Source organism: Curtobacterium sp. PsM8, assembly GCF_030433875.1.
GTDB lineage: Bacteria > Actinomycetota > Actinomycetes > Actinomycetales > Microbacteriaceae > Curtobacterium.
Window position 1 is genome coordinate 1 of the sequence record NZ_JARUXD010000127.1, and the last position, 4198, is coordinate 4198.

Sequence of the window (4198 nt, forward strand, 5' to 3'; positions counted from 1 at the left end):
GGGAGGCCCGACACCGGTCCGGTGTCGGGCCTCCCGTCATGCAGGCGGTCGCGCCGCTACTGGTCGTAGGCCAGGGCGATCGTGTCGCCCTTGTGCACGGTGGCGCCGGCGGCCGGGTCCGTCGCGGTGACCGGCAGCTTGCTCTTCCAGTCGTAGAAGCCACAGAGGATGTTCGTGCAGTCCGGGTAGCTGACCTGGAGCCCGAGTGCCTTCAGGGTCGAGGTGGCTTCGTCGATCGTCTGCCCCTTGACCGACGGCATGGTGATCGGCACCGGCCCCTTCGACACGACGACGTCGACCGCGGTGCCCTTGACGGCGGGGTCGTCGGCGGGGGCGGCGGAGATGACCTGGCCGTCCGGTACCGAGTCGCTGAACTGCTGCGTCTGGCTGCCGAGCACCAGGCCGACGCCCTCCAGCGTGCTGGTCGCGTCGGCGACGGACTTGCCGGTGACGTCCGGGACGGCTCCGAGGGAGACGGTGAGCGTGACCGGGCCACGCTCCGGGTACTGCTCGACGGTGGTCAGGTCGAGGGCGCCGGAGCCGTTGCGGCCGGTCGCGGCGATCACCGTGTCGGCGGGGACGTCTGCGGAGAACTGGTACTGCGGGTCCTGCAGGTCGAAGTCGTCGTCGAGGGCCGCGCGGGCGGTGGAGGCGGACTGCCCGACGATCGCCGGCAGACTGATCATCCGCGGGCCGCTCGAGACGACGATGCGGATGGCGGTGCCCTTCCGCACTTCGCGATCGGTGGGCGGCTGGGTGGCGGTCACCAGGCCGGCCGCGACCTCGAGGTCGGGGCGGCTCGTCGTCGCCTCGGCGGCACGCAGCCCGTTGGACGCGAGGGCCTGTCGGACCTGCGACACGGTCTTGCCGGCGACCGCGGGGATCCGGACGTTGCCGCCCGGTCCGGGGCCGTACCAGGCGGCGACGCCCGCTCCGACGAGGGCCAGGACGAGCACGACGACCAGGGCGATCCAGCCGCGCTTCCGTCGCTTGGCGGACTTGTCGGCCAGGCGCTGGCCGGCCGGGGACAGGGTCGCGGTGACCGCGCCGGTCCGGCGGGGGCCGGGTACGTTCCGGGCGCCCGGCGCGTTCCGGGGACGCTGCGGGGTCTCCTGCGTGCCCCGTCGGTCGAGGACCGTCGTGTCGTGCTCGCTCGCGTCCTCGACGTCGTCCCCGAAGGCCGCGGCGCCGGCGCTGCCACCGGACGGGAGGATCGCGGTCGCGTTCTCGGGGCGCAGCACGGCGGTGCGGTACTGGCCGGTCGCGCGCTGCTGCACGCCCGCCATGTGGTCGAGCATCTCGCGGGCGTCGAGCGGCCGATCGCGTGGGTCCCGAGCGGTGGCCCAGGCGACCAGGTCGTCGAGTTCGGCGGGGACGCCCGGCAGTGCGGCGCTCGGTGCGGGGACCGTGTCGTTCGCGTGCTGGTAGGCGATCTGCATCGGCTGCTCGCCCTTGTAGGGCTGCTCGCCGGTGAGCATCTCGTAGAGCATGATGCCGAGCGCGTAGATGTCGCTGCGCGAGTCGGCGGCGCCGCGGGTGACGAGCTCGGGGGAGAGGTACGCGATCGTGCCGAGCAGTGCCGCGCCGGTGGCGGTGTTCGCGGTGGTGGCCCGCGCCAGACCGAAGTCGCCGAGCTTGATGCGGCCGTCGTCGGCGAGCAGGACGTTCTCGGGCTTGAGGTCGCGGTGCACGATCCCGGCACGGTGCGCCGAGGCCAGGCCGGCGAGGACCGCGCGGAGGATGTCGGTCGCCTGCTCGGGCGTCAGCGCGCGGTGCTCGTGGAGCAGGTCGCGGAGCGTGATGCCCGGGATGTACTCCATGACGATGTAGACGCAGTCGTCCTCGGCGCCCTGGTCGTAGACGCCGACGAGGTTCGGGTGCGACAGCCGGGCGGCCGAGCGGGCCTCCTGGATGAAGCGCTCCCGGAACGCCTGGTCGTCCGCCAGGTGCCCGTGCATGATCTTCACGGCGACCCGGCGCTCCAGGCGCACGTCGGTCGCCAGGTACACGGTCGCCATGCCGCCGCGCGCGATCCGGGATCGGACGCGGTACCGCTGATCGATCATGCGACCGATCATCGGGTCCGTGGCGGCGTTCGTGGTCATCTGCGGCATTCTACGAATCCGGACGGGGAGGACCGGCACCGGCGCACCGGTCGTTACACGATCTCGACCGGAGGGATGACCCGGCGGTGCCGATCAGGGGTGCTGGCCGGCGTGGTGGACGGGAGGTCCGACCGCGCGGACGTCAGAGTGAGCGGAGCCAGGCGTGGGCGGACTGCTCCCACTGCGCGTACGCCTTCGGGTACGCGGAGCGCTGGACGGCCTGCGCCGCCTCGGTCACGCTCATCGACGACCAGCCCGGGATGTCGAGCAGGCCTGCCGTGACGCCCGGGTTCGGGTTCCGCGACCCGCCGAAGAACAGCTCGGACGCGTACACGGTGTCCCGCAGCTGACCGGGGGTGCCCCAGCCCTGGCTCGGACGCTGCTGGAACAGGCCGACGGAGTCGCGGTCGCCGTGGGCGAGGTTCCGGAGGTTCGACTCCTGCATCGCGGTCGCCAACGCGATGACGAGACCACGGTCCGAGACGCCGAGCGAGCGACCGACGCGGACGATGGTCGCGGCATTGGCACGCTGCTCGGAGGAGAGCGACGGGCCGCTGGAGGGCAGGACGAGCGTGCTGCCGGCGTAGATCGTGCTCGTGTAGGTCAGACCGTTCGCCGCGAGGAGCGACGACACCGAGACGCCGTGCGTCGTCGCGACGGAGAGGATCGTGTCGCCGTTGCCGATCGTCACGGAGCCGGCACGGTGGACGGTGGCGCTCGTGGTGGGGGCGGCGCTCGGTGCGGCAGGCCCGGCGGTCGTGGCCGTCTTCGTGGCGCTGGACCGACCGGCCGGCACGCGGAGCGACTGCCCGGGGTAGATGACGCTGCGCTGCGAGAGCTCGTTGGCGGTGAGCAGTGCGGCGGTCGACACGCCGACCTTCGCTGCGATGCCGGAGACGGTGTCGCCCTGCTTGACGTGGTAGCTGGCGGTCGTGGTGCTCGAGGTGACCGCACCGCCGACCGGGGTCGAGGCGAGCCGCAGCGTCTGGCCCGCGTGGATGATCGTGTTCCAGCCGAGGCCGTTGCGGACCAGGATCTCCTGCGCGGACAGCCCGTAGCGGCCGGCGATCGCGGAGACGGTGTCGCCCTGGCGGACCGTGTAGGTGGTGGGCGCCGCTGAGCGGGTGGCGGCGACCGTCGTGACGACCGGCTGCTGCTGGCGGGCGACGGCGGTGCCGAAGACCGGGCCGGAGCCGAGGTTCCGGTCCTCGTCGACGTGCCGACGGTTGGAGTCGTCGTCATGACGCTGCTCGATGTGGGCGATCGGTCCGGTCAGGCCGGCCGTCACCGCGATCGTGCCGGCGAGGACGATCGGCATCGTCGCGAAGCGCGACGAGCGGAGGCGTCGGGCTGCCTCGTCGGGGGTCGTGTCCCTGTCCACGGTCGTTCTCCTGTCTCCGCGCGTCGTCGGCACGGGGTGGGTCTGTCGGCCGTGTGTGCACGTACACGGCACACACAGGTGACCACACGCTGACACGCTGTGATTCCCAAGTCAACCAGAGCGCCGGAAGTTGTGCTCGTGACTGCTGTGACTCATGTGACTGAAGTGACTCGATCCCCGGGTGTGGTCGACCGCGATCCGCGGTCTGCGGAGGGCATCGGGGCGGCAGGTGCTGCGCAGGCCCGTCGCGCTCTGGCACGATGGGACCCGTGAGTGCTGCCCTTCCCGGAGACGACGCCCTGTCCGAACGCTGGCTGACCGTGCCCGACCTGGTCGACCTGCTGGGGGTGAGCCCCGGCCGCGTCCACCGCCTGTTCGAGGAACGGACCCTGCTGCCGGCCCGGGTCGACGGTGTCCTCCGTGTCCCGTCCGAGTTCCTCGACGACACCGAGCCGCTGCCTTCGCTGCGCGGCACCCTCATCGTCCTGGGCGACAACGGGCTCACCGACGACGAGGCCGTCCGCTGGATGCTCACCGAGGACGAGGCGATGGGGACGACGCCGATCGCCGCGCTCCGTGCGAACCGCAAGGCCGAGGTCCGGCGCGCGGCCCAGGCGCTGCTCTAGCGACGCCGGTCGCGGCGGTCGTCGCGACCTTCTGACAGACGGGAGGCCCGGTACCCGCGGGTGCCGGTCTCTTATAAACATCTGAC

Annotated in this window: 3 protein-coding genes; 1 reads left to right on the forward strand and 2 read right to left on the reverse strand. The window is 72.2% G+C overall.

Going from position 1 to position 4198, the window contains the following annotated elements; all coding sequences use genetic code 11:
* Positions 1-56: 56 nt before the first annotated feature.
* Both pknB and QCD68_RS16880 read right to left on the reverse strand, forming a co-directional pair.
* Positions 57-2105 (reverse strand): Stk1 family PASTA domain-containing Ser/Thr kinase, encoded by a 2049-nt coding sequence (gene pknB, locus QCD68_RS16875; protein WP_301223855.1) that lies wholly within the window; start codon positions 2103-2105, stop codon positions 57-59.
* Between the two features lie 142 nt (positions 2106-2247).
* On the reverse strand, positions 2248-3486 hold the full coding sequence (locus QCD68_RS16880) for a LysM peptidoglycan-binding domain-containing protein (protein WP_301223856.1): 1239 nt from the start codon (positions 3484-3486) through the stop codon (positions 2248-2250).
* Between the two features lie 269 nt (positions 3487-3755).
* Here QCD68_RS16880 and QCD68_RS16885 point away from each other — a divergent pair, with 269 nt between their 5' ends.
* Positions 3756-4112 (forward strand): Rv2175c family DNA-binding protein, encoded by a 357-nt coding sequence (locus QCD68_RS16885; RefSeq protein WP_374107161.1) that lies wholly within the window; start codon positions 3756-3758, stop codon positions 4110-4112.
* Positions 4113-4198: the final 86 nt, after the last annotated feature.

Bases quoted from the DNA above. Each gene is read 5' to 3' on its own strand.
- pknB (WP_301223855.1), bottom strand. From the start codon at position 2,105: ATGACCACGAACGCCGCCACGGACCCGATGATCGGTCGCATGATCGAT.